The sequence below is a fragment of the Brevibacterium yomogidense genome (genome assembly GCF_900163715.1).
Taxonomy (GTDB): domain Bacteria; phylum Actinomycetota; class Actinomycetes; order Actinomycetales; family Brevibacteriaceae; genus Brevibacterium; species Brevibacterium yomogidense_A.
Window position 1 is genome coordinate 63,967 of the sequence record NZ_FWFF01000022.1, and the last position, 25,112, is coordinate 89,078.

At 69.5% G+C, this 25,112-nt stretch carries 18 protein-coding genes; 10 read left to right on the forward strand and 8 right to left on the reverse strand.

Annotation, left to right across the window (positions count from 1 at the left end; translation table 11 throughout):
* The first annotated feature begins 53 nt into the window (after nt 1-53).
* Nucleotides 54-527 carry an acyl-CoA thioesterase gene (locus FM105_RS14305; RefSeq protein WP_373404789.1) on the forward strand — a complete coding sequence of 158 codons (474 nt, stop codon included), beginning with the start codon at nt 54-56 and terminating at the stop codon, nt 525-527.
* 91 nt (nt 528-618) lie between these two features.
* Here the strand turns inward: FM105_RS14305 and FM105_RS14310 are convergent, their stop codons facing one another.
* A complete protein-coding gene (locus FM105_RS14310) occupies nt 619-1,908 on the reverse strand; it encodes a C4-dicarboxylate ABC transporter substrate-binding protein (RefSeq protein WP_087009404.1) in 1,290 nt (429 codons plus the stop codon).
* 201 nt (nt 1,909-2,109) lie between these two features.
* Here FM105_RS14310 and FM105_RS14315 point away from each other — a divergent pair, with 201 nt between their 5' ends.
* From FM105_RS14315 to FM105_RS14330, 4 genes are all read left to right on the forward strand, one after another.
* Entirely contained in the window at nt 2,110-3,654 is a 1,545-nt protein-coding gene (locus FM105_RS14315) for an AMP-binding protein (protein WP_143275903.1), read from the forward strand.
* 115 nt (nt 3,655-3,769) lie between these two features.
* Nucleotides 3,770-4,627, forward strand: coding sequence for an urea carboxylase-associated family protein (locus tag FM105_RS14320; RefSeq protein ID WP_087009408.1), 858 nt, complete (start codon nt 3,770-3,772; stop codon nt 4,625-4,627).
* A gap of 142 nt (nt 4,628-4,769) precedes the next feature.
* Complete coding sequence (locus tag FM105_RS14325) at nt 4,770-6,158, forward strand: sigma 54-interacting transcriptional regulator (protein WP_087009442.1); 1,389 nt, start codon at nt 4,770-4,772, stop codon at nt 6,156-6,158.
* Complete coding sequence (locus tag FM105_RS14330; protein ID WP_087009410.1) at nt 6,151-8,130, forward strand: vWA domain-containing protein; 1,980 nt, start codon at nt 6,151-6,153, stop codon at nt 8,128-8,130. The genes FM105_RS14325 and FM105_RS14330 overlap by 8 nt, the downstream gene beginning before the upstream one ends.
* A gap of 7 nt (nt 8,131-8,137) precedes the next feature.
* Here FM105_RS14330 and FM105_RS14335 read toward each other — a convergent pair whose 3' ends face one another.
* The gene (locus FM105_RS14335; protein ID WP_087009412.1) at nt 8,138-10,105 is read right to left on the reverse strand and encodes an aconitate hydratase; all 1,968 of its coding nucleotides are present in this window, start codon (nt 10,103-10,105) and stop codon (nt 8,138-8,140) included.
* 120 nt (nt 10,106-10,225) lie between these two features.
* Nucleotides 10,226-11,947, reverse strand: coding sequence for a DUF885 domain-containing protein (locus tag FM105_RS14340; protein ID WP_087009414.1), 1,722 nt, complete (start codon nt 11,945-11,947; stop codon nt 10,226-10,228).
* Between the two features lie 114 nt (nt 11,948-12,061).
* On the opposite strand from FM105_RS14340, the gene FM105_RS14345 reads away from it, so the two are divergent.
* From FM105_RS14345 to FM105_RS14355, 3 genes are all read left to right on the forward strand, one after another.
* A complete protein-coding gene (locus tag FM105_RS14345) occupies nt 12,062-12,613 on the forward strand; it encodes a GNAT family N-acetyltransferase (RefSeq protein ID WP_087009416.1) in 552 nt (183 codons plus the stop codon).
* 87 nt (nt 12,614-12,700) lie between these two features.
* Nucleotides 12,701-13,903, forward strand: coding sequence for an MFS transporter (locus FM105_RS14350; RefSeq protein WP_087009418.1), 1,203 nt, complete (start codon nt 12,701-12,703; stop codon nt 13,901-13,903).
* A gap of 63 nt (nt 13,904-13,966) precedes the next feature.
* On the forward strand, nt 13,967-15,148 hold the full coding sequence (locus FM105_RS14355; protein WP_087009420.1) for an MFS transporter: 1,182 nt from the start codon (nt 13,967-13,969) through the stop codon (nt 15,146-15,148).
* Nucleotides 15,149-15,350: 202 nt separating this feature from the next.
* Here FM105_RS14355 and FM105_RS14745 read toward each other — a convergent pair whose 3' ends face one another.
* Complete coding sequence (locus tag FM105_RS14745; RefSeq protein WP_087009422.1) at nt 15,351-15,773, reverse strand: hypothetical protein; 423 nt, start codon at nt 15,771-15,773, stop codon at nt 15,351-15,353.
* On the reverse strand, nt 15,770-17,380 hold the full coding sequence (locus FM105_RS14365) for an acyl-CoA carboxylase subunit beta (protein WP_087009424.1): 1,611 nt from the start codon (nt 17,378-17,380) through the stop codon (nt 15,770-15,772). The genes FM105_RS14745 and FM105_RS14365 overlap by 4 nt, the downstream gene beginning before the upstream one ends.
* Before the next feature lie 97 nt (nt 17,381-17,477).
* On the opposite strand from FM105_RS14365, the gene FM105_RS14370 reads away from it, so the two are divergent.
* Together FM105_RS14370 and FM105_RS14375 are read left to right on the forward strand one after the other, a co-directional pair.
* A complete protein-coding gene (locus tag FM105_RS14370; protein ID WP_256970432.1) occupies nt 17,478-18,362 on the forward strand; it encodes a biotin--[acetyl-CoA-carboxylase] ligase in 885 nt (294 codons plus the stop codon).
* A complete protein-coding gene (locus FM105_RS14375; RefSeq protein WP_256970433.1) occupies nt 18,359-20,026 on the forward strand; it encodes an adenylate/guanylate cyclase domain-containing protein in 1,668 nt (555 codons plus the stop codon). Before FM105_RS14370 ends, FM105_RS14375 begins: the two co-directional genes overlap by 4 nt.
* A 66-nt stretch (nt 20,027-20,092) precedes the next feature.
* Here the strand turns inward: FM105_RS14375 and FM105_RS14380 are convergent, their stop codons facing one another.
* The 3 genes from FM105_RS14380 to FM105_RS14390 form a co-directional block, all read right to left on the reverse strand.
* Nucleotides 20,093-22,828 carry a DNA gyrase/topoisomerase IV subunit A gene (locus tag FM105_RS14380; protein WP_087009428.1) on the reverse strand — a complete coding sequence of 912 codons (2,736 nt, stop codon included), beginning with the start codon at nt 22,826-22,828 and terminating at the stop codon, nt 20,093-20,095.
* Nucleotides 22,825-23,838 carry a hypothetical protein gene (locus tag FM105_RS14385; RefSeq protein ID WP_087009430.1) on the reverse strand — a complete coding sequence of 338 codons (1,014 nt, stop codon included), beginning with the start codon at nt 23,836-23,838 and terminating at the stop codon, nt 22,825-22,827. The genes FM105_RS14380 and FM105_RS14385 overlap by 4 nt, the downstream gene beginning before the upstream one ends.
* A 91-nt stretch (nt 23,839-23,929) precedes the next feature.
* The gene (locus FM105_RS14390) at nt 23,930-24,862 is read right to left on the reverse strand and encodes a siderophore-interacting protein (protein WP_087009432.1); all 933 of its coding nucleotides are present in this window, start codon (nt 24,860-24,862) and stop codon (nt 23,930-23,932) included.
* Between the last annotated feature and the right edge of the window lie 250 nt (nt 24,863-25,112).

Here is a 25,112-nt window from a genome sequence, read left to right on the forward strand (position 1 = left end):
ACCCGCCCGCGCCCACTGCGCGGTGCGCCATGCCGGAAGGAGGTCGGTCCTCGATGGCCGATGCACAGCCACACCAGGGTCCTCACGGAGAAGACCTCTTCGATGCGATGAACTTCCACACCCGCAAGTGGGTGCGACCGGAGGACCTCAATGCGAACGGCACGCTGTTCGGCGGCAGCCTGCTGCGGTGGATCGACGATGAGGCAGTCGTCTACGCGATGATCCAGCTGGGCAATCAGCGGATCGTCACCAAGTACATCTCGGAGATCGAGTTCGTGTCCTCCGCGACGCAGGGCGACATCCTGGAGATCGGCCTGCAGGCCGTGCACTTCGGACGCACCTCGCTGACGATGCGCTGCGAGGTCCGGAACATCATCACCGGCGACACCATCCTGTCGATCGACAAGATCGTGTTCGTGGGGCTCAACGAGGAGGGGCAGCCCGAGCCGCACGGGTACTCGACGATCACGTACTCGCGGGACCGCTTCCCGGAGGACCTCCGGACACGGAACCGGTCGATCGTCTGAGGGGTGCAGCCGTTGAAGGGCGCGGCACCTCGTGTGAGGTGCCGCGCCCAGCACCGGTGCGGCGGAAGCTCGGATCAGCGGATCAGCCTGATCAGCTGGGCCGGTGCTCCAGCATGGACTCCTCGAACAGAGCCGTGGCGAGCGGCGTGTAGTCGGTCTCCGGGTCGTACCACTCGTCGAACTCGGAGAACTCGCCGCCTTCCTCGTAGCCCATCTCCTCGATCGTGGAGGTCCAGTGCTCGCGCGATGCGTCGAGGCGCTCCACGATGTCATCGCCGATGACGCCGGACTCCGCGACGTCCTCGCGCAGGAGCTCTGCGAACGATCGGACCTCGTCCTGAAGGTCGGACGACGCCTCCTCGATGTCGACTCCGGTCTCATTCACAGTCGTGATCGCATCGACCTTGCTGCCGATCCCTGATTCCAGGCTGCCCTGGTAATACTGGTCGAACGCGTCGAAGAGGATCTGCTGATAGGCCAGCGGAAGCTGCTCGACGCCCGTGCCGGTGAGGATCGCACCGGACACGCGGGGGAAACTCGTCTCCGTCGGGTAGCCCAGAGTCGGGGCGACCTCGAAGAACCCGCCCTGGACGACGTCGGACAGAACGGCGAGCGTGCAGTCGATGGTCCCGCGCTGCAGCGCCTCATAGGCCTCGACACCCGCGATCGACACCGGGGTGCCTCCCACATGATCGACCATGTCGTTCGCCGCGGGAGACCCCACGCGCACCTGCAGGCCCTGCCAATCGTCCAGATCAGGCGCGGGTTCGGTGCAGATCGAGTAGTAGTTGCTCGATGCCATCACCGGGACGAAGGGCGTCACGCCGTTGTCCTCGAGCTCCGCGAGGATCTCCGGTGTCTTCCAGGCGACGTCCGCTGCGACGGTGTTCACGATCATCTCGCCGAGCATGGGGGAGGACGGATCGCCGCCCAGCATGTCGTTGAGCGCGTTGAAGGCGGGGAACCGGGCCGGGTCGTACGAGGGGAGTGTGAAGGCCATGTCGACGCGACCGTCGGCGAGGGCGTCGTGGATCTCGTCGTAGGTGGCGATCGACTGGTTCCAGGCGAGATCGACTGTGATCTTCCCGCCGGACCGCTCCTCGACGGCCTCCTTGAAGTTCGTGCCCATCGGGGACTGCGGTGACTCCATCGACGTCGCCGGGATCTGATAGTTGATCGTCACCGGGTCGAGGTCCGCGATGGCGGCGTCGATGTCCTCCTGTGGGGCCCCGTACTCATAGCCGTCGCCGGCTTCGCCGGATGAGCCTCCCGCGCCGGCACTGCCGGCGCACGCGGAGAGAGCCAGGCTGAGCGCCGCGACGGCGGCTGTGGCGGTGACGGCTCGTGACCGTGCGGACCATGGCTGAAGTGCCCTTTTCATGTGTTCACCTTTGAATCAAATGCGGAAAGGACGAAGCCCGAAAAAAATGAAACAAGCTTCACTTGTGAGAGTAGCAAAGGAATAGGCCGGATTGACCTCGTTCGATTCCACACCCTAATCTGCAGGTGAGAGGCACACACGCGCGTCAGCAGAGTCGCGACGAGAACGCTGTGGCCGCCGGAGCAAGAGGGGCTCGATACCGTGACACAGCAATCCGCGACACAGGGATCCACGCAGGCGCAGCAGTCGACGGCGGCGACGGATGCGCCGCTGCTCGACGTGGACGTCCGTGCGACGTTCCAGGAGCAGTTCGAGGCTCTCGCCGCATCACGCGGGGAGGTCACAGCACTCATCGACGCGACCGATACCAGCACCTTCGCCCAGCTGGAGGCCCGCACGAACCAGCTCGCCCGGCACTTCCAGGAGCGTGGGGCGGAGGTCGGGGACTTCGTGCTCATCTCGTCACGCATCGGCTCGCTCATCATGCACGCGGCGATCGCTGCGTGGAAGATCGGTGCGGTCCCCATGCCGGTGTCCGACAAGCTCGTGCAGAGCGAGCTCGACGCCATCGTCGAAGTGGGGAGCCCCGCTCTGGCCGTCGACACGACCGACCGGGCGCTGTCGGTCCCGCGGATCACAGACCTGAGCGCGGCCGACGAGCTCTCCGCGGACCCGCTGCCGGCCGTGGTCTCACCCCAGCTCAAGTCCCCGACGTCCGGCGGCAGCACGGGCCGACCCAAGCTCATCGTCTCCGGGGCCGTTGGCGATCCTGCGGCGATCGCGCAGCTGGGCAGAGTCATGGGTGTGCCGGAGAACGGCGTCTGCCTCATTACTGCGGCGCTCTACCACAACGCCTCCTTCAGCGACGCGCTCGCCGCACTCACCCTGGGGAACACGACGGTGCTCATGGAGCGCTTCGACCCGGAGACCACGCTGGTCATGATCGAGAAGCACCGCGCCACGTGGGTCTACGCGGTGCCCGCGATGATGCAGCGCATCTGGAAGCTGCCCGACGACGTGAAGTTCGGCTATGACCTGTCATCCGTGGAGACCTTCTTCCACGTCGCGGCCCCATGCCCGCAGTGGCTCAAGCGCGCGTGGATCGACTGGCTGGGTGCAGACGTGATCTACGAGCTGTACGGACCCACGGAGGGGCAGGCGGCGACTGCGCTCACCGGCGCGGAATGGCTCGAGCACCCGGGCTCTGTCGGGACTCCCAAGGTGGGCGAGGTGAGTATCCGAGACGACGACGGCAACCCGGTCCCGGTCGGGGAGACGGGCGAGGTCTGGCTGCGGCGAGGCGTCGGCGAGCCGCCGTCGTACCACTACCTGGGCGCCGAGGCCGAGTCCGCCGAGGACCAGTGGGAGACGGTGGGAGACATCGGACGGGTGGACGAGGACGGCTACCTGTACCTCACCGACCGGCGATCCGACATGCTGCTGGTGGGTGGTGTGAACGTCTACCCGGCAGAAGTGGAGGCGGTCAGTGATATGCACCCCGCCGTCCTCGCCTCCTGCTGCGTGGGGATCCCGGACGAGGACCTGGGCTCCGTTCCCGCTCTCATCATCGAGACCGCCGATGGCGAGGTCCCCGGAGACTTCGACGGATTCCTCACCGAGCACCTGGCGAAGGTGAAGAGGCCGCGCCACATCGTCGGCACGACGCGACAGCTGCGCGACGCGGCGGGCAAGATCCGCAAGCGCGAGATCAAGAGGGAGTTCCTGGAACCGACAGCCCAGAGCTGACAGCCTGGAGCGGACGAGCGCCTCCGGACCGGACCGGATGAGCGAGCGCCTTCGGGCCGGACCGGATGGGACCGGGCCGGACCGACAGGCCGCAGGCCGACGAAGGAGAGCAACGATGGATCTGACAGCAGCCGCGTACCAGTCCGTGCCCGGAGGTCCGCTCGATGTCGACCGGGCCTTCTACACGGCGATCCGGGATCGCTCGCCCCAGCAGCAGAGTCTGGTGGAGGACCTGACGGTGCCCATCCGCTCGGGTCGAGCATGGGTCGTGCCTGCCGGGCACGTCTGCCGCATCACCACCATCGAGGGCCCGCAGGTGGCGGACCTGAACATCTGGAGCCTGGCGGATCCGAGGGAGAGGATGTGGGCTGCGCGGACCCGTCAGCTCCAGGCCGCGCACGTCACCGAGTTCGACCGCCTGTGGTCCACGCTGCCCTTCCTGCGGCCGATGGTGACGATCACCGGAGACTCGCTGCGCGACTACGGCGAAGACTCGGAGGGCGGCCGCGTCCACGATCTGCTGGGCACCCGCTGCGACCCCTACGTCAACCGGATGCTCGAGGGAGAGGATTTCGACTACCACTGCCACTCGAACCTCACCCGCGCCATCGCCCCGCATGCGCTCACGGAGTTCGACGTCCACGACGTCCTCAACGTCTTCCAGTGCACCGGCCTCAACGACCGCGATGAGTACTTCATGAAGACCTGCCCGGCGCAGCAGGGCGACCACTTCGAGTTCTTCGCCGAGTTCAACCTGCTCGTGGCGCTGTCGACGTGTCCCGGCGGGGACCTCTCCGTGCCGATGTTCGGTGAGGACGCGGGCGATGCGCTCAGCGTGTGCCACCCGCTGGGCGTCGAGGTGTTCGCACTCGACGACGAGCTGCTGGCGGGCTGGGAGCAGCCGCGCAGGGCGGCCTATGCCGGACAGCACGGCATGGCCGGTCGGGAGTGGGTTGACGCCGACCGCGCCTGAGTCCGCGTGCGGTTCGTCGAGTGGACCGTCCCACCCCCTCGACCCCCGCCCGGAACCGGTCTAGCGTGGAGGTGTGAGCACCCACGATGAAGTCCTCTCACCCGTCGACGCGCAGCCCACCGCAGACTCCCGCCCGTCTGACATCACCACTCTGGGCGGGCTCCGTGCCGCGGGATACCGGTATCGCTCGCTGCGCGATGAGATCCGCACCAATCTGCTGGCGAAGCTCGCTGCCGGTGAGGACCCGTGGCCGGGCCTCCACGGGTTCGAGGCCACGGTGCTGCCCCAGGTGGAGCGCGCACTCATCGCGGGCCACGACATCGTGCTGCTGGGCGAGCGGGGACAGGGCAAGTCCCGACTCCTCCGCGCGCTGACGCACCTGCTCGACGAATGGTCGCCCGCGATCGCGGACACCGACCTCTCCGAGGACCCGTTCCTGCCGATCACCGCGGCGGCTCGGACGCGAGCCGCGGCGGACGGCGATGCCCTCCCCATCGTGTGGCGGCACCGGTCGGAGCGGTTCGTCGAGAAGCTCGCCACACCGGACACCTCCGTCGCAGACATGATCGGCGACGTCGACCCGATGAAGGTCGCAGAGGGCCGTAGCCTGGGCGACCCGGAGACGATCCACTTCGGCCTGGTGCCCCGCGCGCACCGCGGCATCGTCGCGATCAATGAGCTGCCCGACCTGGCGGAGCGCATCCAGGTCGCGCTGCTGACCGTCATGGAGGAGCGCGATGTGCAGATCCGCGGCTATGTGCTGCGCCTGCCCCTGGACGTGCTCGTCGTCGCCTCCGCGAACCCGGAGGACTACACGAACCGCGGCCGCATCATCACGCCGCTCAAGGACCGGTTCGGTGCGGAGGTCCGCACCCACTACCCGGACGACCTCGCCGGTGAGATCGCGATCATCCGGCAGGAGGCCGCACTCGCCGCGGAGGTGCCCGACCACCTCCTCGAGATCATCGCCCGTTTCACCAGAGGGCTGCGGGAGTCACCTGCGATCGACCAGTCGTCGGGGGTGTCCGCACGGTTCGCGATCGCGGCTGCGGAGACGGTCGGGGCGGCCGCCCGCCACCGGGCCGCCGTCCGCGGGGTCGACGGTGCGGCTGACGACGCCGAAGCCGTCGCCCGGCCCGTCGACCTCGGCACCGTGGTCGACGTGCTGCGGGGCAAGGTGGAGTTCGAGCCCGGCGAGGAGGGCCGTGAGCGCGACATCCTCGACTACGGCCTGAGGATCGCGACGGCTGAGACTGCCCGCGAACGGCTCGCCGGCGTCGACCTCGGGCCGCTCGTCGCCGCCTTCGACGGCGACCTCACCCTCCTTACGGGCGCGCGGGTCACCGCGGCGGAGGTCCTCGACGATCTCCCGGACCTCGCAGAGTCGGAGCTCTACGACACCGTTGCGGAACGACTCGACGCGACTACGGCGGGACAGCGCGCCGCGGCGATCGAGCTGGCGCTCGAGGGCCTCTACCTGTCACGGAAGCTGTCGAAGGCGACGGGGGAGGGGCAGTCGGTCTATGGCTGAGGACCGGAGGGCTCGGTACGGCCGCTTCACCGGCGGTCCGGACCCCCTTGCGCCGCCGGTCGACCTGTCGGAGGCGCTGGCGTCGATGTCCGACGACGTCATGGCCGGCTACGGCCCGGACCAGGCGCTGCGGGAGTATCTGCGTCGGGGCGGCGCGGACACGCGCGGTCTCGACGACCTCGCCGGCGACGTCCAGCGCGCTCGCCGTGCGCTGCTGGAGCGCCACAGCCTGGGCGGGACGATCGACCAGGTGAAGAAGCTGCTCGACGAGGCGGTGCTCGCGGAGCGGGGCCAGCTCGCGCGGGACGTCACGATGGACGACACGGACCGGACGTTCCGTGAGATGCAGATGGAGAACCTGCCGGATTCCCCCGCGGCCGCGGTGTCCGAGCTGCGCGGCTATGACTGGCAGTCGGCCGACGCGCAGCAGGCGTTCGCGCAGATCGAGGATCTGCTGGGCCGTGACGCGCTCGACGCGCGCTTCCGGGGGATGAAGGAGGCGCTCGAGAACGCGACGGACGAGGACCGCACGCGGGTGGCGGATATGCTCCGCGACCTGGGCGACCTGCTGGAGAAGCGCGAGCGCGGCGAGGACACGGCCGAGGACTTCACGCAGTTCATGGAGGCCCACGGGGACCTCCTGCCGGAGGACCCCGCGACCCTCGATGAGCTCGTCGACATGCTGGCGCGCCGTTCTGCCGCGGCGGCGCGGATGCTCGCATCCATGACCGAGGAGCAGCGTGCGGAGCTCGCGCAGCTGTCGCAGCAGGCCTTCGGCTCACCGGAGCTGCAGGACCAGCTGGACCGCGTGGACGCGGGTCTGCGCTCTCTGCGCCCCGATCTCGACTGGACCGGTGCGGAGGAGTTCGAGGGTGACGAGGGCCTCGGGATCGGTGCCGGCGCCCGTGCGCTCGAGGACCTCGCGGAGCTGGACCGCCTCGCACAGCAGCTGAGCCAGTCCTACCCCGGTTCCTCGCTGTCGGACGTCGATGTCGACGCACTGGGACGGCAGCTGGGAGACGATGCCGTCGTCGATGCGCAGAAGCTCAAGGAGATCGAGGAGCGGATGCAGGAGTCGGGCTATCTGCGGCGCAGTGCCGACGGTGACCTGCGGCTGTCTCCGGCGGCGCTGAAGCGCCTGGGCAAGACGCTGCTGCGCGATGTGGCGACGCGGCTGTCCGGCCGGTCGGGCCAGCGCGATGCGCGACTGAGCGGGATCGCGGGGGAGCAGACCGGGTCCACGCGGGAATGGGAGTTCGGAGACACGGAGCCCTGGGACGTCGCCCGGACCGTCGGCAACGCGATCATGCGGACGGCCGCAGACGGCAGGGACCCCGCACGCGGGGTGCGGATCAGCGTCGACGACGTCGAGGTGCAGGAGACGGAGGCGCGCACGCGCGCAGCGGTCGTCCTGCTGGTCGACGTGTCGTTCTCGATGGCGATGGACGGGTGGTGGCTGCCGATGAAGCGCACCGCACTCGCCCTCCACCATCTGGTGCGCACACGATTCCGCGGCGATGACCTCACGCTCATCACGTTCGGCAGAGTCGCCCGGACGACGGACCTCGACTCACTCGTGGGACTGTCCGCGGAGTACGACCCGGGCACGAACCTGCATCACGGCCTCCTGCTGGCGGGGGAGTTCTTCCGGAAGCACCCCACAGCGCAGCCGGTCCTGCTCGTCGTCACGGACGGCGAGCCCACCGCCTACCTCACGCCCAGCGGCGAGGGCGTCTTCTCCTACCCGCCCGATTCCGCGACGATCAACCGGACGATCGAGCAGCTGGACCGTGTGGGCCGGCAGGGCGTGCAGACGACGTTCTTCCGGCTGGGCGAGGACCGGGGCCTCGCGCGCTTCGTCGAGGCGATGGCTCGCCGCGTGCGCGGCACGGTCGTCGCACCGTCGGCGGACGACCTGGGATCCGCCGTGGTGGGGGAGTTCATGCGATCCCGCAGGCGCGGGAGCGCATGAGCGCGGCTCACCCCTCGGGCTGAGCGGGCTTCGCCTCGATCGTCGGGTCTTCGCCGGCCCGGTGGGCGATGCGACCGCCGGCGAGCACCATGGACACTTGCCTCGCGGACAGGCGGTGTGTGAGTGCGATCTCCTCGCCGTTCACCTGGGCGGGCACCCGCGTGGACGATTCCAGCGCTGCGCGCAGTCCGGTGAAGCGCAGTACGTCGTCCCGCGAGATCCGGTCAGCATCCGCCGGGTCCTCGAACTCGAGGGGCAGCACGCCGAAGTTCGCGAGGTTCTGCCAGTGGATGCGGGCGAAGGACTTCGCGACGACCACCCGCAGCCCCAGGTAGCGCGGCGCGATGACTGCATGCTCACGCGACGAGCCCTGACCGTAGTTGTCGCCGCCGACGATCGCGTGGCCGCCGTCGGACTCCGCGGCGCGGGTCGGATACGTGTCGTCGACCTGGAGGTACACGAACTCCGCCATCTTCGGGATGTTGCTGCGGAAGGGGAGGACGCGTGAGCCCGCCGGCATGATCTCGTCGGTCGACACGTCGTCGCCGACCGTGAGCATCACCGGCAGCTCCATGTCATCGGGCAGCGGGTCGAACTCGGGCAGGGACTTCACGTTCTCGCCCTTGACCAGCTCGACGTCGCGCGCTTCGCGCTCGCCCAGCGGCGGCAGGAGCATGCGCGTGTTGACGCTGTACGTGTCCGGCAGCCTGGGTCGCGGATACGCCATGTCGAGGTCGCGCGGATCCGTGATCGTCCCGGTGAGCGCTGCGGCCGCGGCGGTCTCCGGCGAGCACAGCCAGACGGCGTCCTCGTCGGTGCCCGAACGGCCGGGGAAGTTCCTGGGCATGGTCCTGAGGCTGTTGCGCCCGACGGCGGGTGCCTGACCCATCCCGATGCAGCCCATGCACCCGGACTGGTGGATGCGGGCACCGGAGCGGATGAGGTCGAACGTCCAGCCGCCCTTCGTGAGGTCCTCGAGGATCTCACGTGAGGACGGGTTGATGTCGAGGGACACCCGATCGTGCGGCTGGTGGTCGCGCATGATCTCTGCGACGACCGCGAAGTCGCGCAGTCCGGGGTTCGCGGACGACCCGACGACCACCTGGAAGACCTCCTCGCCCGCAGCCTCCCGCACCGGGACGACGTTCCCGGGCGATGACGGCTTCGCGATGAGCGGCTCCAGGCTGGAGAGGTCGATGTGCTCCTCCACGTCGTACGCGGCACCGGGATCCGCGACCACCTTCGTGTACTCATCGCCGCGGCCCACGGCCGTGAGGAAGTCACGGGCTGCGCGATCTGCGGGGAAGACACTGGTCGTCGCGCCCAGCTCAGCGCCCATGTTCGCGATGACGTGGCGATCCATCGCCGTGAGCTGCGCCAGGCCCTCGCCGTGGTACTCGATGATCCGGCCGGCACCGCCCTTCACGCCGTGGCGCCGCAGCATCTCGAGGATGACGTCCTTGGCGGACACCCAGTCCGGGAGCGTGCCGGTGAGCTCGACGCCCCAGACCTGGGGCATCGAGACGTAGAGGGGATCGCCGGCCATGACCATGGCGATCTCGAGGCCGCCCACACCCATCGCCAGCATGCCCAGTGCACCGGCAGCGCACGTGTGGGAGTCGGAGCCGATCATCGTGGCCCCGGGCCGGCCGAAGCGGGCCTGGTGGACCGGGTGGGACACGCCGTTGCCGGCGCGGGAGAACCACAGTCCGTAGCGCTGTGCCGCGGACTGGAGGAACATGTGGTCCTCGGGGTTCTTCTGATCCGTCTGCAGCAGGTTGTGGTCGACGTACTGCACGGAGAGCTCCGTGCGGATGCGGTCCAATCCCAGTGCTTCGAGCTCGAGCATCACCATCGTGCCGGTGGCGTCCTGGGTGAGGGTCTGATCGATCGCCAGCCCGATCTCATTCCCGGGCTCCGGCGTCCCCTCGATCAGGTGCGAGTGGATGAGCTTCTCTGCGACGTTCTGCGGCATGGTGCCTCTCCCGTCCGTCAGTTGATCCGCGGCTGCGGGGTATGACGTAGTCCCTCCAGGCTAGCTCCCAGAGCGCGGCCTGAACAGGGTCCTCTGCTGGTGAGAGGCCGGAACGCCGCGTCAGAACCCTCCGAGCATGGCCTTCTGCAGCGTCGACAGCCCCACGGACCCCAGCGCGAGCGCCTGCGAGTGGAAGTCGCGCAGCGAGAACTCCCTCCCCGCGGACTCCTCGCGCATCCGCACGGCTTCCCGCAGGTCCTGCCAGATCCGCTGTCCCACCGAGTACGAGGGGGCCTGCCCGGGCCAGCCCAGGTAGCGGGTGAGCTCGAACTCGAGGAAGCTGCGCTCCATCGCGACGTTGGCGGTGAGGAACTCCCACGCCTTCTGCTTGTCCCACACGCCGCCGCCCAGCGAGTCAGGGGCCTGCTTGCGGCAGTGCACGCCGATGTCCAGGCAGACGCGGGCGGCGCGCAGGCGCTGGGAGTCGAGCATCCCGAAGCGGTCGCCCGGATCGGCGAGGAAGCCCAGCTCGTCCATGAGGCGCTCCGCGTAGAGGGCCCAGCCCTCTCCGTGGCCGGACACCCAGACGCCCTGCTTCCGCCACGCGTTGAGGACGCCGTCCTGCATGGCCGCCGCCCCGAACTGGAGATGATGGCCGGGAACGCCCTCGTGGTAGACCGTCGTCTTCTCCTGCCACGTGGAGAACGTCTCCACCCCCTTCGGCACGGACCACCACATGCGGCCGGGACGTGAGAAGTCCGCAGTGGGCGGCGTGTAGTAGATGCCGCCGGTGCCATCGGGCAGCACCATGCACTCGATCGTCCGGACGGGGCCGCTGATGTCGAAGTGGGTGCCGGCCATCGCCGCTGTGGCGTCATCCGCGGTGGACTGCATCCAGTCCCGCAGCGCGTCGAGTCCGTGCAGCTGTCGCTCCGGGTCCGCGTCGAGCCGCTCCATCGCCTGCCGCACGGAGGAGCCGGGGTACAGCGATTCCGCGATCTGACGCTGCTCCGCATCGATCGAGGCGAGCAGCTCGAGACCCCACTCGTACGTCTCGTCGAGGTCGATCTCCGCGCCCAGGAACATCCGGGAGTGCAGCGCATACTCCTCGCGGCCCACGGCGTCGTCCTCGGGCGCATCGGACAGCAGCTGCTCCTGCAGGAAGTCCGCGAACCGGCCGCTGGCGGTCCGGGCGGTGTCCGCCGCATCCTCGAGCTCTCGCAGCAGCCCGGCGGAGACCGTCCCGCTCGCGGTGGCGACGAAGCGGTCGAAATGTCCCGCGGCCTCGGCGGCGGAGCGCGCCTGCCCGATGACCGCGGCGACCTGCGTGCGGGCGGCGACCCGGCCGTTCGCCCGCGCCTCCAGCAGTGACTCGCGGTGCCCGGCGAGCGCTTGGCCCACCGCGCGCAGGCGGGCGGCATTGGCCTCCCAATCCGCCTCCGAGGCCGTCGGCACCAGATCGAAGAACTCCCGGACCGTCTGGAAGGGCGAGGTGATCACGTTCAGGTCGGACAGTCCCGCGCCCAGCGCGTGCAGCTCCCGCTCGAGTCCCAGCCTCTCGCGCAGGGCATCCGCGGTCACCGCGTCGACCTCGTCGAAGAGGCCCGTCGCGCGGGACTCGGCCTCTGTGGCCTCGAGTGTGGCGAGCGTGCGGGCGTTCAGCGCATCCTGGGCAGCGAGACCGCCGGGGGAGAAGTCGTCGAGCTCATCGTCGCGACCGGGCGCACCCACTTCGATCCGCAGAGACGGGGACAGATCGAGCATGCCCTGGAAATGCTGCTCCGCGACTTCGTCGATCGGGGTCGGGACACGGGAGGGTGACTGCATCGTCCATTCGCTCATGGAACCAGACTACGTGGACGTCTGCCTACGCGGACGTCTGCGCGATTCTCCGGAGCCCGGCCCACGAGCGGTGCGAACGCGTGACGGGGAAGCGGATCCAAGGGACCATGGGGTATGACCTCGAACCTGCCGCCGTGGCCGGAGCAGCCCCTCGTGGGGGAGCGAGTGGCCCTGCGCAGGGCCGATGACCGGGACATCCCGATGGCACGCAGCCTCTCCTCGGATCCGTACGTCCCGACGATCGGATCGCTCCCGCCCGATGCGACGCACGAGCAGGCGCGGGCATGGATCGTACGGCAGCGGGACAGCAGGGACCGCGGTGCGGGCTACTCCTTCACGATCGTCGACGAGCAGGCGGACGCGGCAGTGGGCAACTGCGGACTGTGGCTGCGTGCGCTTCCGGACGGACGCGCGACCGCGGGCTACGCACTCGCCCCCGAGCACCGCGGTCAGGGCCTGGGGGCGGATGCGCTGCGCACACTCACCGACTTCGCGGCGCAGCTGTCGGGCCTGCACCGCATCGAGCTGTACATCGAACCGTGGAACTCCGGCTCCATGCGCACCGCGGAGTCTGCGGGCTACCTCCGGGAGGGACTGCTGCGCAGCCACCAGTGGATCGGCGGGAGCAGGCGGGACATGCTCCTCTACGCCTGCCTCGTGCCCTGATCGCCTGCCTCGTGCACTGACCGATGGGATAGCATCGCACCAGCACACTTATCGTGCGTTCAGTCATGATCTGATCCGAGGAGGACCATGTCGCAGCGGCGGCTGTGGAACAAGGACTTCACCGTCGCGCTCGTCATCAGCGTCTTCCTCGCCTTCGTCTTCTACCTCCTCGTCACCTCGATGGTCGGCTATGCCGTCCTGCGGTTCGCAGCGGGGGACACCGCAGCAGGATTCGCCTCGACGGCATTCGTCCTGGGATCCGTTCTCACACGACCGCTCGCGGGGAAGCTCATGGACGTGGTCGGCCGCCGCCGGCTTCTCACGATCGCACTGGTGCTCGCCGCCGTCGTCTCCCTCGCCTACTTCTTCGTCGACACCCTGGGCCTGTTCATCCTGTCGCGGCTGGTGCACGGCATGCTGTTCGGTGCCGGGCACACGACGCTCAACGCGGCCGCGCAGGACCTCATCCCGTCGGACCGACGGTCGGAGGGCAGCGGCTACTTCGCGACGTCGATGACGCTGGGATCCGCTCTGGGCCCGCTCATCGCGGTGTCGACCGTGGACGCATGGGGGTACGAGGTCCTCTTCGGGATCTCGCTGGCGTTCTCCCTCATCGCGCTCGTGGGTGTCCCCTTCCTCCGGTTGCCCGAGCGCAGGCTCACCGCCGGGCAGCTGCGGGACGCCCTGTCCCCGCATCCGCGGACCCTCGCCGACCCGGACGGCTTCCGCATGGGAGCCGTCATCTTCCTGGGCAGCGCGGCCTACTCGGGGATCCTCGCGTTCCTCGCCACCCACGCCGAGGCCTCGGGCGCCGGTGCCTCGTCGTCACCGGTGTTCTTCGCCTGCTTCGCCGTCGCATCGCTCAGCGCGCGCCTCACGATCGGACGGATCCAGGACGTGTACGGCGACAATGTCGTCCTCTACCCGCTGTTCGTGACGTTCGCCGCCGCCTGCCTGCTCCTCGCCTTCTGGCCCAGCGTGCCCGGCATGGTGTTCGCCGGTCTGCTCGCAGGGTTCGGCTACGGATCACTCATCACCTGTGCGATGGCGATCGCCGTGCGGACCGCGGGACTCAGCCGCGTCGGCCTCGTCACGTCGACCTACCTGCTGAGCATGGACCTGGGAATGGGGCTGGGCGCGATCGTCCTGGGTGCGGCCGCGGGAGCCTGGGGCTACTCCGCGCTCTACGTCCTGTGCGCGATGTTCGTCGCCGTCGCCGCGGGATGGTACGCGCTGGTCCACGGTCGGTTCCCGCGCGCGGGCCGCGCCGGTGCGCCCCGGAGGCGCTGAGGCGGCGGCCGCCCCCACCGCCCCGCTCGCTGCCTGCGTCGGCACGGCCATAGACTGTCCCGAGTGACTGAGCAGAGACTGTGGACCCGGACATTCGTCATCGGCATCGTCGTGAATCTCTTCATGTCGACGGTCTTCTACCTCCTCATGACGACGATGGCGGTCTACGCCGTCGACCGGTTCTCCGCCTCGGACGCAGGCGCCGGGCTCGCCTCCTCAGGCTTCATCATCGGTGCCGTGGTCGGGAGGGTCCTCGCGGGCAAGTTCCTCGACCTCGTGGGACGACGGCGGATGCTCGTCGTGACCATGGCCGTGTTCGTCATCGCCGGCCTCGCATACATCCCCGCTGACGGTCTGGGACTGCTGATCGCCGTCCGCCTGGTGCACGGGTTCGCCTTCGGTCTGGGGAACACGGCGCTCGTGGCCTCGATCCAGTCGGTGATCCCATCCGCGCGCAGAGCGGAGGGCAACGGCTACTTCGGCACTGCGACGACCCTCGCCACTGCTGTGGGTCCCTTCCTCGGCGTGACGCTCGCCGCCCAGTTCGGCTTCTCCTCACTCTTCTGGGTCGCCTCCGCCTGCGGACTCCTCGCGATGCTCGCGGCACTCGCCTACAGAGTCCCCGAGCGCACGATCACCGCTGAGGACAGGGTCCTGCTGAAGTCATTCCGACCCAGCAGCTTCGTCGACGCGAAGGCGCTGCCGTACGCCGCCGTCATGGGATTCGGCGGACTCGCGTACTCGTCCGTGCTGGCATACCTCGCTGGACACACGGCCACGGTGGGAGTGCCGCAGGCCGCGAGTATGTTCTTCCTGCTCTATGCGGCCGGCTCCCTCGTCGCACGGCTGTTCGCGGGCCGCATCCAGGACCAGTACGGGGACAACGTCGTGGTGGTTCCCGTGTTCGCGGTGTTCGCAGCCGGGATGGCCACGGTTGCGATGGCGGACACCGTGTGGGCCTTCGCGCTCGCCGGACTGTTCACCGGGCTGGGCTTCGGCTGCCTGCTGCCGTCGCTGCAGGCGATCCTCATCAGCCGGACCACTCCCGCACAGGTGGGCGTCGCGACGTCGACGTTCTTCCTCATCCTCGATCTGGGAACCGGCGTCGGGCCGGTCCTGCTGGGCCTCTTCGCGAGTGCGGCCGGGTACACGGCGATGTATTGGCTGAGCGCCGGGTTCGTGCTGGTGTCCGCTGCCGTCTATGCGCTGGTCCACGGCTTCCGCGCGGGCTGGGGGCGCGGCTGAGCGGACTGGCTGCAGGTCTGATCGATCGAGTGGCGAGGCGACCGCCGGGCGAGGTGACCGCCGGTCGGGCCGTCGAACCGATCGGCGCGGATCGAGTGCGCAACACCCGCACACATTCCGTCTGCGAGGTGTGCAGGTGTTGCGCACTCGCCGGGATCGGCCACAGCTCATCGCCGGAGTGATCCCTCGGATCAGTGGTCTCTCAGCCGCGAGCGGCCCAGCCTCCGCGCATCCGCCGCCGCACCGCGCGCTCCGGGGAGGCGAAGCCCACTCGGCGACCGGTCCGGCCGCCGTCGGCGCGGCCGCTCGACGGGCCCATTCCGCTGACGCCGCCGGAGCCGCCGGCACCGGTGACGCCCGGCGTGCTCGCGAAGCCCGAGCCGGCTGCTGGACCTGACCCGGCTGCTGGACCTGAACCGGCACCGGCGCCGAGGTCCGCCCCGGGACCAGCCGCCGCCCCCGAACCAGCCCTCGAACCAGCGCCACCGCCGGAGTCGGCCTCCGCCTCGGCGTCGGCCCGCATCCGTCCCACCGCGGTGAGAGCGGCGACGGCGGCCTGACGCGCCAGGGCGCGCTCCGACTCCTCGGTCAGCAGCTCACGGCCGTGTGCGTCCGCCGGGCTCACAGGGGGATGTTCCCGTGCTTGCGGGCAGGCTGCTCGACGTGCTTGTTCTCCAGGGCGCGCAGTGAGCGGACGATGCGCGCGCGGGTCTCCGACGGGCGGATCACGGCGTCGATGTATCCCTCCTCGGCGGCGAGGTACGGATTGAGCAGCTCGTCCTCGTACTCCTGGATGAGCTCCGCACGGCGGGCGTCGACGTCGCCGCCGGCCTCATCGACCGCGGCCAGATCGCGCCGGTAGACGATGTTCGCCGCACCCTGCGCGCCCATCACGGCGATCTGCGCCGACGGCCACGCGAGGTTGATATCCGCACCCAGCTGCTTCGAACCCATGACGCAGTACGCGCCGCCGTACGCCTTCCGGGTGATGAGCGTGACCAGCGGGACGGTCGCCTCCCCGTAGGCGTAGATGAGCTTCGCACCGCGGCGGATGATCCCGCCGTACTCCTGGTCGGTGCCCGGCAGGAACCCGGGCACGTCGACGAACGTGAGGATCGGGATGTTGAACGCGTCGCACAGGCGCACGAAGCGCGCCGCCTTCTCCGACGCGTCGATGTCGAGAGTGCCCGCCAGCTGCATCGGCTGGTTCGCGATGATGCCGACGCTGCGGCCCTCCACCCGGCCGAACGCCGTGACGACGTTCGGGGCGAACAGCTCCGACACCTGCAGGAGCGTCTCCGGATCGAGCACCGTCTCGACCACGCTCAGGATGTCGTACGGCTGCGACGGCGAATCCGGCACGAGCACGTCGAGCGCACGGTCCTCGTCGGACTCATCGAGGTCTGCGGGCTCGTCGTAGCGGGGGACGGGGTCGAGGCTGTTCTGCGGCAGGTAGGAGAGCAGGTCTCGCACGTAGTCGATCGCATCCGGTTCGTCCGCGGCGAGGTAGTGCGCGTTGCCGGTGACGGTGTTGTTCGTCCGACCGCCGCCCAGCTCCTCGTGCCCCACGTTCTCGCCGGTCACCGTCTTGATGACGTCCGGGCCCGTGATGTACATGTGCGACGTCCCGTCGACCATGATCGTCACGTCCGTGAGTGCGGGGGAGTACACCGCGCCGCCTGCTGACGGCCCCATGATCAGCGAGATCTGCGGGATCACGCCGGACGACGCGACGTTGAGGCGGAAGATCTCCGCGAAGAGCGCGATCGAGCCGACGCCCTCCTGGATGCGCGCGCCGCCGGAGTCGTTGATGCCGATGATCGGGCAGCCCAGCTTGAGCGCGAGCTTCTGGACCTTGACGATCTTGCGGCCGTTCGCCTCTGCGAGTGACCCGCCCAGCACCGTGAAGTCGTGCGCGAAGACCGCGACGGTGCGCCCTTCGATGGTGCCGAGTCCGCAGACCACGCCGTCGCCGTCAGGACGGTTCTTCATCATCCCGAAGTGGGTGTTGTGGTGGCGGACGAATTCGTCGACCTCCTGGAACGAGCCTTCGTCCAGCAGCTGGTCGATGCGTTCGCGTGCGGTCTGCTTGCCCTTCTTCCGCTGGTTCCCGACTGCGCGCTCGCTGCCGGTGTGGGCGGCGGTGCGCCGCTCCTCGAACGCGGCGATGCGGTCGGCCGTCGTGCGGGGGACGCTGCTGTTGGCGGACTGCGGTTCCGTGGTCTGGCTCATGGGCCACACCCTACGGCGACTGCACGCCCGCTGACGATCACCGCAGTGCCCGCGCGCGCTCGTTGTAAGGAGCCGCCAAAGGTCATAGGGTGATGTGGTGCACAGCGACGGGCCGATACGCGCTACGTCCGCGGACCCTCACGATCCCTCAGAGGGTGACCGTGGTGCGCCGTCGAACCTGTATGAGGAGCCGAACCTGCGAAACCCTGTCATCCATGAGTGGACGACCGCGACGGCATCGACGAACGACCGCCTCGTGGAGCTGTTGGAAGCAGGCGCGGACCTGCCCGATTTCGCAGTCGTGGGCACCGATCACCAGACCGCCGGCCGAGGCCGCCTGGACCGCGTCTGGACCGTCCCGCCCGGCCGTGCGCTCACGTTCTCCGTGCCGGTCCGCGTCCCGTCCGACACTCCCGCCGACGCACTGGGCTGGCTGCCCGTCGTCACCGGTGTCGCCGTCCGGGCGGCGCTGGCCGAAGCGGGCGTCGCAGCCCAGCTGAAGTGGCCGAACGACGTGCTGGTCGACGGCCGGAAGATCTGCGGGATCCTCGCGCGCATGGTCGTGCACGGCGGTCGCACGAGCGTCGTCATCGGAGCGGGCGTGAACGTCGGCCTGACGGCGGATGATCTGCGCGCCGGCGGCGTGCCGGACGGTGCCGCGACCTCCGTCCTGCTCGAAGGGGGCCGGACGGATCGTGATGCGCTGCTGGGTTCTCTGGTGGCGCACCTCCGTCGGACCGCCACCGCTGTGCTGGACGAAGGATCCGCCTTCGCGGAGGGTGCGACCGCGGCCGAGGCCCGTGCCGCCATGGTCACACTGGGATCGGCCGTCCGCGTCCACCTTCCGGGCGGCGACCAGCTGGTCGGGACCGCCGTCGACCTGGACGCGCACGCGAACCTCCTGGTCCGTCCGGACGGTGCCGCTGAGGACGCGACCGTCCGTGTGGCCGCCGGCGATGTCGTCCACGTGAGGCCTGCATGAGCGCGGACGACGACCGCGCAGATCAGCACCGCCCCACCCGGAGATGGACACGACCGGCGATGACGGACGCGCCCGCCACCTGGACGGGCTCAGTCCGCTGGGCCGACGCGGCAGACCCCGCAGCCTGGATGCCGGGCGGTGCGGAGCGCTCTGCCGACGCGGAGGACACCCCTACGCGGGCGATGCCCACGGTCGCTCCTGCAGTCGAGCCCGCAGAGGCAGCCGGCGGGGCTGAGTCCTCAGCGTCGTCCCACTCTTCGGGGCCACCCGACTCCGCAGCATCGTCCGACACGTCGGGATCGTCCGATCCGTCGGGGGAGGGCGCAGCCGACGCGGCCTCGCAGGATGCCGGGCAGGACGCGCCGCGGGTCGCGTCGCTGCCCCTCGTCGATGAGCCGACGGACGGCAGTGACCCAGCGATGGAGCCCGTCTCGGAGTACGACCCTGAGGCGGAGGCCCCCGCGGATCCCGACGAACTCGACCCGGACTCCGGAGAGGACCGCTCCGACGACCACGGGTCCTTCTCCCGCCGCCTGGCGGACGATCCGCGCACCGGTGCCCTGTCGACCATCGACCTGGAATCGGCGTCGCAGCGCGAGGCCGAGGCCACGGAGGACACGATCTACGAGCTCCGCAGTGCGGCGCAGCACCTCGAGGAGGTGCTGATCGGCGGGAAGCGCGTCCTCACCCGCAAGGAGGTCGCACAGCTGGCAGAGGTGTCGACGCTGTCCGCCCGCAAGCTGTGGCGGTCGCTGGGCCAGCCCCGCATCCCTGAGGGGGAAGCGGCCTTCACGGTGAGCGACGCGGCGCCGCTGCGTCGGCTCGCCGATCTCGTCTCGGGTGAGCTCGTCGACGAGGAGACGGCTCTCCAGCTGTCCCGGGCCATCGGCCAGATGACCGACAGACTGGTCGTCTGGCAGATGGAGGCGGTGGTCGAGTTCCTCATCGAGGAGAAGGGCCTGAGCGACAGCAAGGCGCGGCTGACGGCACTCGATGTGTTCGAGGACCTCATCGATCCGCTGCAGGACCTCATGGTCTACGCCTGGCGGCGCAACCTCGCCGGCGCACTGGGACGCCTCAACGTGAACGTCGAGGAGGGTCTGGAGATCGGCGGCGCGTCGCGCGGCCAGGACCCCACCATGCCGTTGGCCCGGGGGATCGGCTTCATCGACCTCGTCTCCTACACGCGGCTGTCGCAGCAGCTGGACTCCCGCGAGCTCAGCAGACTGGTGAAGAAGTTCCAATTCCTCGCGTACAACATCGTGGCCGCGGGCGGCGGGAAGGTCATCAAGACGGTCGGCGACGAAGTGTTCTTCGCCGCGGAGACGCCGCTGGCGGGTGCGGAGATCGCGATGACGCTGCTCGAGCAGGTCAAGGCGGACGAATCGCTGCCCCGGTGCCGCGTGGGCTTCTCCTGGGGGCGGGTCCTGTCCCGCATGGGCGACATCTTCGGCACGACCGTGAACCTCGCCGCACGCCTCACCGCAGTGGCCGACCCGAACACCGTGGTGACGGACGCGGACACCGCGCGCATCATCGAGCGGGACGACGCCTTCGAGTTCACCGGCCGGCGCGACCTCAACCTGCAGGGGCTGGGCGAGGTCGGAGTCGTGGAGATGCACCGGCTGTCCGAGTCGACGATCAATGCGGAGGACATCGTCTGACAGGACGGCTGGTCAGCGTGAGGACGCTGCGCCTGACGCTCGGCGGCCTCCTCCGGCCACCAGACGTCAGAACAGGGCGCTCGCCTCGCCGTCGTCATCGCCCTCGTCATCGTCATGGGAGACGATGACAGCGTCGTCGACATCCTTCGCCGCGGCGCGAGCGATCTCTTCCCGCCGCGCTTCGCGTTCGGCGTCGGCGGTCGTGACTCCGTCACCCGCCGACTCCATGCCGGGCAGGGTGCCGGATGCCATGCCGGCGACAGAGAATCCTGCCTCCGTGCCCTGGCCGTTAGGATCTCCAGCGCCTGCGTCTGCGGCGGGTCCTGCGTCTCCGCCCGCCGTCGCTGCCGCGTCGTCGCCTGCGGAGGCATAGGGCAGTGTGCCGATCGCGTCGATCTTCGAGTCGAGCGGCACACCGGAGGCGTCGCGCCGTGCCAGGGAGTCCGGGAGGGAGCGCGCCCCGCCGCCGGAGGACGCCGCCTGCGGTGACGGCCCGACGAAGCCCAGCGCGAGTTCGGATTCGCCGGTGAGGAAGCGGTGCGCACGGACTCCGCCCGTGGCGCGTCCCTTGCCGGGGAACTCCGTGAAGTCGGAGACCTTGATCGAGGACACGGGGTCCCCGTAGAAGTTCTCTCCCCGCGCGATGGTGACGACGCGGTTCTCCGCCTGCGGATCCACCAGCGAGAACGCGATGACGCGAGCCTCATCGGTGAGGCGGACGCCCGCGACCCCGCCTGCCGCCCAGCCCTGCGCCCGCAGCACCGACACGGGGAAGTGGAGCAGCTGCGCGTTGGACGTGAGGAAGGCGGCGTCGTACGACTCCAGGTCGGTTCCCGCCGGAGCCTGCGCGGCACCGACGACGAGGTCCTTGCCCTTGAGGCTGATCGCCTCCCATTCACCGCGTCCTGACGGAGCGCCCTGGCCGGCGGCCCGTTTCACGATGCCGTTCCGAGTGCCCAGGACCAGGTCCTGGGCCGGATCGACGAGTGCGATGACCTTCTCGCCCTTCTCGAGCTCCACGAGGTCCTTCACCGGTGTGCCGCCCGCCAGCGCGGGCCGGGTGGCCTGCGGGGGCAGGTGGGGGAGGTGGACGACCTCGAGTGCGACGAGCCGTCCCGTGTCGGTGAGAGCCGCCAGCTGGCCCAGCGCCGTCGTGGGCAGCTGCGAGACGATCGCGTCGTGGGACGCTCGGCGCCCCTCGCCGGACAGCGGCGAGCGGTCCGTCGTCCGCGCAGCCCTGCCGGAGCTGGACAGCAGCACCCAGCAGGGATCGTCCGACATCGTGAGCGGCTGCTGCGACTTGCGTCCCTTCGCAGACAGTTCCTTGAGGGAGCCTTCGACCAGCACGGTGCGACGAGGATCCGCGATCTGGTCCGCGGTCTCACCCAGCTCCGTCGCGACGAGTTCGCGGAGTGCAGCCTCATCGGCCAGCAGGTGCTCCAGGTATTCGATGAGCTTCTGCAGTTCGTCCCGCTCCGCCTCGAGCTCGAGACGTGAGAACTTCGTGAGGCGGCGCAGCTGGAGGTCCAGGATGTACGTCGCCTGGATCTCTGAGAGGTCGAAGACCTCCATGAGGCGCGTCCGCGCGGTTCCTGCATCTTCGGAGGAGCGGATGAGCTGGATGACTTCGTCGATGTCGACGATGGCGATGAGCATGCCCTCGACCAGGTGGAGGCGGTCCTTCGCCTTCCCCAGGCGGAACTGCGTGCGCCTGCGGATGACGTCGATCCGGTGGTCGACGTAGACCTGCAGCAGTTCGAGCAGTCCCAGCGTGCGCGGCTGACCGTCGACCAGGCATACGTTGTTGATGCCGAAGCTGTCCTCCATGGGCGTGAGCCGGTAGAGCTCCTCGAGGACCGCCTTGGGGTCGAACCCGGTCTTGACCCCGATGACCAGTCGCATCCCGTGCTTCCGGTCGGAGAAGTCGTCGATCGAGGCGACGCCGGACAGGCGCTTGGCCTGCACCTGGTCCTTGACCCGCTCGATGATCTTCTCCGGACCCACCTGGTACGGCAGCTCTGTCACGATGATCCCGCGCCGGCGCGGCGTGAGATTCTCGAAGGAGACGGTGGCCCGGGTGCGGAACGTGCCGCGTCCGGTCTCATACGCTTCCCGGACTCCGTCCAGACCGATGATGCGTCCGCCCGACGGAAGATCCGGGCCGGGGATGAAGCGCATGAGCTCATCCAGCGTGGCATCGGGATGGCGGATCAGGTGCTGTGCGGCGGCGATGACCTCACCGGGGTTGTGGGGTGCCATATTGGTCGCCATCCCCACCGCGATGCCGGAGGCGCCGTTGATGAGTAGGTTGGGGAACGCCGACGGCAGGACGGACGGCTGGGTGAGCGTGTTGTCGTAGTTGGGGACGAAGTCCACGACGTCTTCGCCGAGCCCGGCGATCATCCCCATGGCGGCGGGCGCCAGCCGTGCCTCCGTGTACCGCGGTGCGGCGGGGCCGTCGTCCAGGCTGCCGAAGTTCCCGTGGCCGTCGACCAGCGGCAGGCGGAGGTTGAAGCTCTGCGCCAGGCGCACCAGCGCGTCGTAGATCGCGGAATCGCCGTGCGGGTGGAGCTTGCCCATCACGTCGCCGATGATGCGGGAGGACTTCACATGGCCGCGGTCGGGGCGCAGGCCCATCTCACCCATCTGGTACACGATGCGTCGCTGCACCGGTTTGAGCCCGTCGCGGGCATCCGGCAGGGCACGCGCATAGATGACTGAATACGCGTACTCGAGGAACGACGTCTCCATCTCCTGGGAGACGTCGACGTCTGAGATATGTCCTGCCGTGCCGGTCGTCATGGGTGTAGTGGGACTCCTTCTCGGTGAGCGTCCCCCATGGTATCGGCAGATGCGGACACAGCCGGGGATCTGGGCGCCTGGAGCGTGCCGTGGCGGTGACCGACCAGCAGCCGGACTCCCCACAGGGCGCCGGCCGCGCTCACCGCCAGGAGCGCGAGGGACGACGCCGGCAGGGTCCCGTACTCGCCGAGGACGAGGGTCCCCACGGTGACCGCGGCGATCGGGTCGATGACGGTGAGGCCTGCGAGGACGGTCGCGGCGGAGCCGCTCGCGTACGCGGTCTGGACAAGCCAGACGCCCACCGCCGAGGCCGGGGCCAGTGCCGCGATGACGATCCAGACGGGGAGGGGGAGACCTTCCCCTGCGAGGAATCGTGCGGCCGCGACGTGCGCGCCCGATGCCACGCAGCCGAACAGGATGCCCGCCGCTGCGACGCGGGCCAGATGGCCTGCTCTGCTGCGGGCGAGGAGCACGCCGGCGAACGACCCTGCGATCAGCAGCGCCGCGAGCACCCCCGCCGCGTCCGGGGAGGCGGGGGAGTGCTCCACGTGCTGAGCGGAGATGCTCACGAATGCGGCGACGGAACCGGCTGTCAGCAGGACGGCGAACACGGCCTCGCGCGTGAGGGGACTGTGCGACGCACGGGCACCCAGGAGCACCGCGAGGGCGAGCGACGCGGTGCCGAGCGGCTGGATGAGTGCGATGGGCGCCAGCCCCAGGGCGATCACGTTGGAGACGGTCTCCAGCACGATCAGTGCGCCGCCCAGCAGCCACAGCGGTGTGCGGAGGAGGCGGCGCATGCCTGCCGGGTGCCCGGATCCGGCAGCACCCGACCGGCCCTCCTCGGGTCTGGCCGCCTCGGGTTTGGCCACCTTGGATCTTGCCAGCTCGGATCGGGTCACCGCTGCGTGTTGGGCGTGCGTGCCCAATGCGAGTAGCACGGCGCCCGTCAGGGCGAGGAGGACGGCGAGAGCGTGACCCGCGGGGAGGAGGCCGGACAGGAGGGACATGCCTTCGAGCCTACGAACGGCAGCCGTGCGGGGCAGTGGGGAAAGCCGCCGGTCGCGGCGCGGGGATCCCCCGCTTCGAGCAGGGGGAGCGTCAGGAGGTGGGTGCCTCGCACTGCGGGCAGGCGCGTCCCCGCAGAGTGCGGTCGAACGCGGCCACGCCGCGTCGCCAGTACCCGTCGACCGTCCAGTTGTCGCGCGTGAGGAGGGTGCGGAAGGTGAGGAAGCAGCGCAGCGACTTGATGGACATCGCCTCACCGGCGGCCCAGACGTAGCCGTTGGGATTCGTGAAGTCGTGCTCCATCACCGCGTCGGCCAGCAGGGTGGTGGTGCCCGGGTCCGCGTCGCCGCGGTGCAGCCAGTGGACCGTGAGGTCCGCCCGTGTGGGCAGGTCGATCTGCGCTGCGGCGGAGTCGACCTCGACGTAGGCGGTGGCGGTGGTGCCCTCCGGCAGCGACTCCGCCCAGCGCGCCAGGGCGGGCAGTGCGGTGTCGTCTGCGGCGAGCACGTACCAGTCGAAGGTGTCCTTCACGAGGTACGTGCCGCGGGGACCCATCGAGGCCAGTCGATCGCCGGGCTGCGCGGCAGCGGCCCAGTGGCCGGCGACGCCGTGCGTGTGGAGGACGAAGTCGATGTCGACAGTCCGGCTCACGGAGTCGAACCACCGGATGGTGAAGTCGCGGTGGGTGAGCCCCCGGAGCGAGAAGCGGCCGTCCGCGACGGTCGGCAGAACCGGTTCGCCGTGCTCGTCCACGTCGAAGAAGAGCTTGAGATGGTCGTCCGGACTGATGCTCGGGAACTCAGCGAAGTCGTCATCGGCGCGGAAGCGGACGCGCATGAGTGCGCCGGACAGGCGCAGGGACGTGACGACGGTGAGCACGCGGGGGCTGGTGTCGAAGCGGAACGTGGCGTTCCGGGTGTTCTCGCGCTGCGGGGCGTGGTCGCTGCGGAACACGGGGCGAGGCGCGACCGGAGCCAGCGGGCGGTCGGTCCCCGTCATCGTCGGGTCCATCGCGAGCGTGCTCATCGGTCCTCCTCGAGCGGTGCGAGAGGTGCGGGCTCCTGCGGGGGAGCGGCCACCCGGAGGGAAGGCTCACCTACATCTCTATCCGTCACACAAACGTACGCTAATGAAGTGTGCTGAGGCAAGCCTAAGGTCCCGTCGTGGGACAGGAGCGTCCTCGCACGGCGGCTGGAAGCGAACCCCATCGGACCCGTCCTGCGTCTGTCTCTAATACACAACACCGAGCCAACGAGACACTCGCTAAAATCGTATG

What these genes read in the sequence shown, in the direction of transcription:
- FM105_RS14380 (WP_087009428.1), bottom strand. Translation starts at nt 22,828, where the DNA reads ATGACGACCGGCACGGCAGGACATATCTCAGACGTCGACGTCTCCCAG.
- FM105_RS14320 (WP_087009408.1), top strand. Translation starts at nt 3,770, where the DNA reads ATGGATCTGACAGCAGCCGCGTACCAGTCCGTGCCCGGAGGTCCGCTC.
- FM105_RS14385 (WP_087009430.1), bottom strand. Translation starts at nt 23,838, where the DNA reads ATGTCCCTCCTGTCCGGCCTCCTCCCCGCGGGTCACGCTCTCGCCGTC.
- FM105_RS14365 (WP_087009424.1), bottom strand. Translation starts at nt 17,380, where the DNA reads ATGAGCCAGACCACGGAACCGCAGTCCGCCAACAGCAGCGTCCCCCGC.
- FM105_RS14390 (WP_087009432.1), bottom strand. Translation starts at nt 24,862, where the DNA reads ATGAGCACGCTCGCGATGGACCCGACGATGACGGGGACCGACCGCCCG.
- FM105_RS14350 (WP_087009418.1), top strand. Translation starts at nt 12,701, where the DNA reads ATGTCGCAGCGGCGGCTGTGGAACAAGGACTTCACCGTCGCGCTCGTC.
- FM105_RS14305 (WP_373404789.1), top strand. Translation starts at nt 54, where the DNA reads ATGGCCGATGCACAGCCACACCAGGGTCCTCACGGAGAAGACCTCTTC.
- FM105_RS14340 (WP_087009414.1), bottom strand. Translation starts at nt 11,947, where the DNA reads ATGAGCGAATGGACGATGCAGTCACCCTCCCGTGTCCCGACCCCGATC.
- FM105_RS14375 (WP_256970433.1), top strand. Translation starts at nt 18,359, where the DNA reads ATGAGCGCGGACGACGACCGCGCAGATCAGCACCGCCCCACCCGGAGA.
- FM105_RS14335 (WP_087009412.1), bottom strand. Translation starts at nt 10,105, where the DNA reads ATGCCGCAGAACGTCGCAGAGAAGCTCATCCACTCGCACCTGATCGAG.
- FM105_RS14345 (WP_087009416.1), top strand. Translation starts at nt 12,062, where the DNA reads ATGACCTCGAACCTGCCGCCGTGGCCGGAGCAGCCCCTCGTGGGGGAG.
- FM105_RS14310 (WP_087009404.1), bottom strand. Translation starts at nt 1,908, where the DNA reads ATGAAAAGGGCACTTCAGCCATGGTCCGCACGGTCACGAGCCGTCACC.
- FM105_RS14330 (WP_087009410.1), top strand. Translation starts at nt 6,151, where the DNA reads ATGGCTGAGGACCGGAGGGCTCGGTACGGCCGCTTCACCGGCGGTCCG.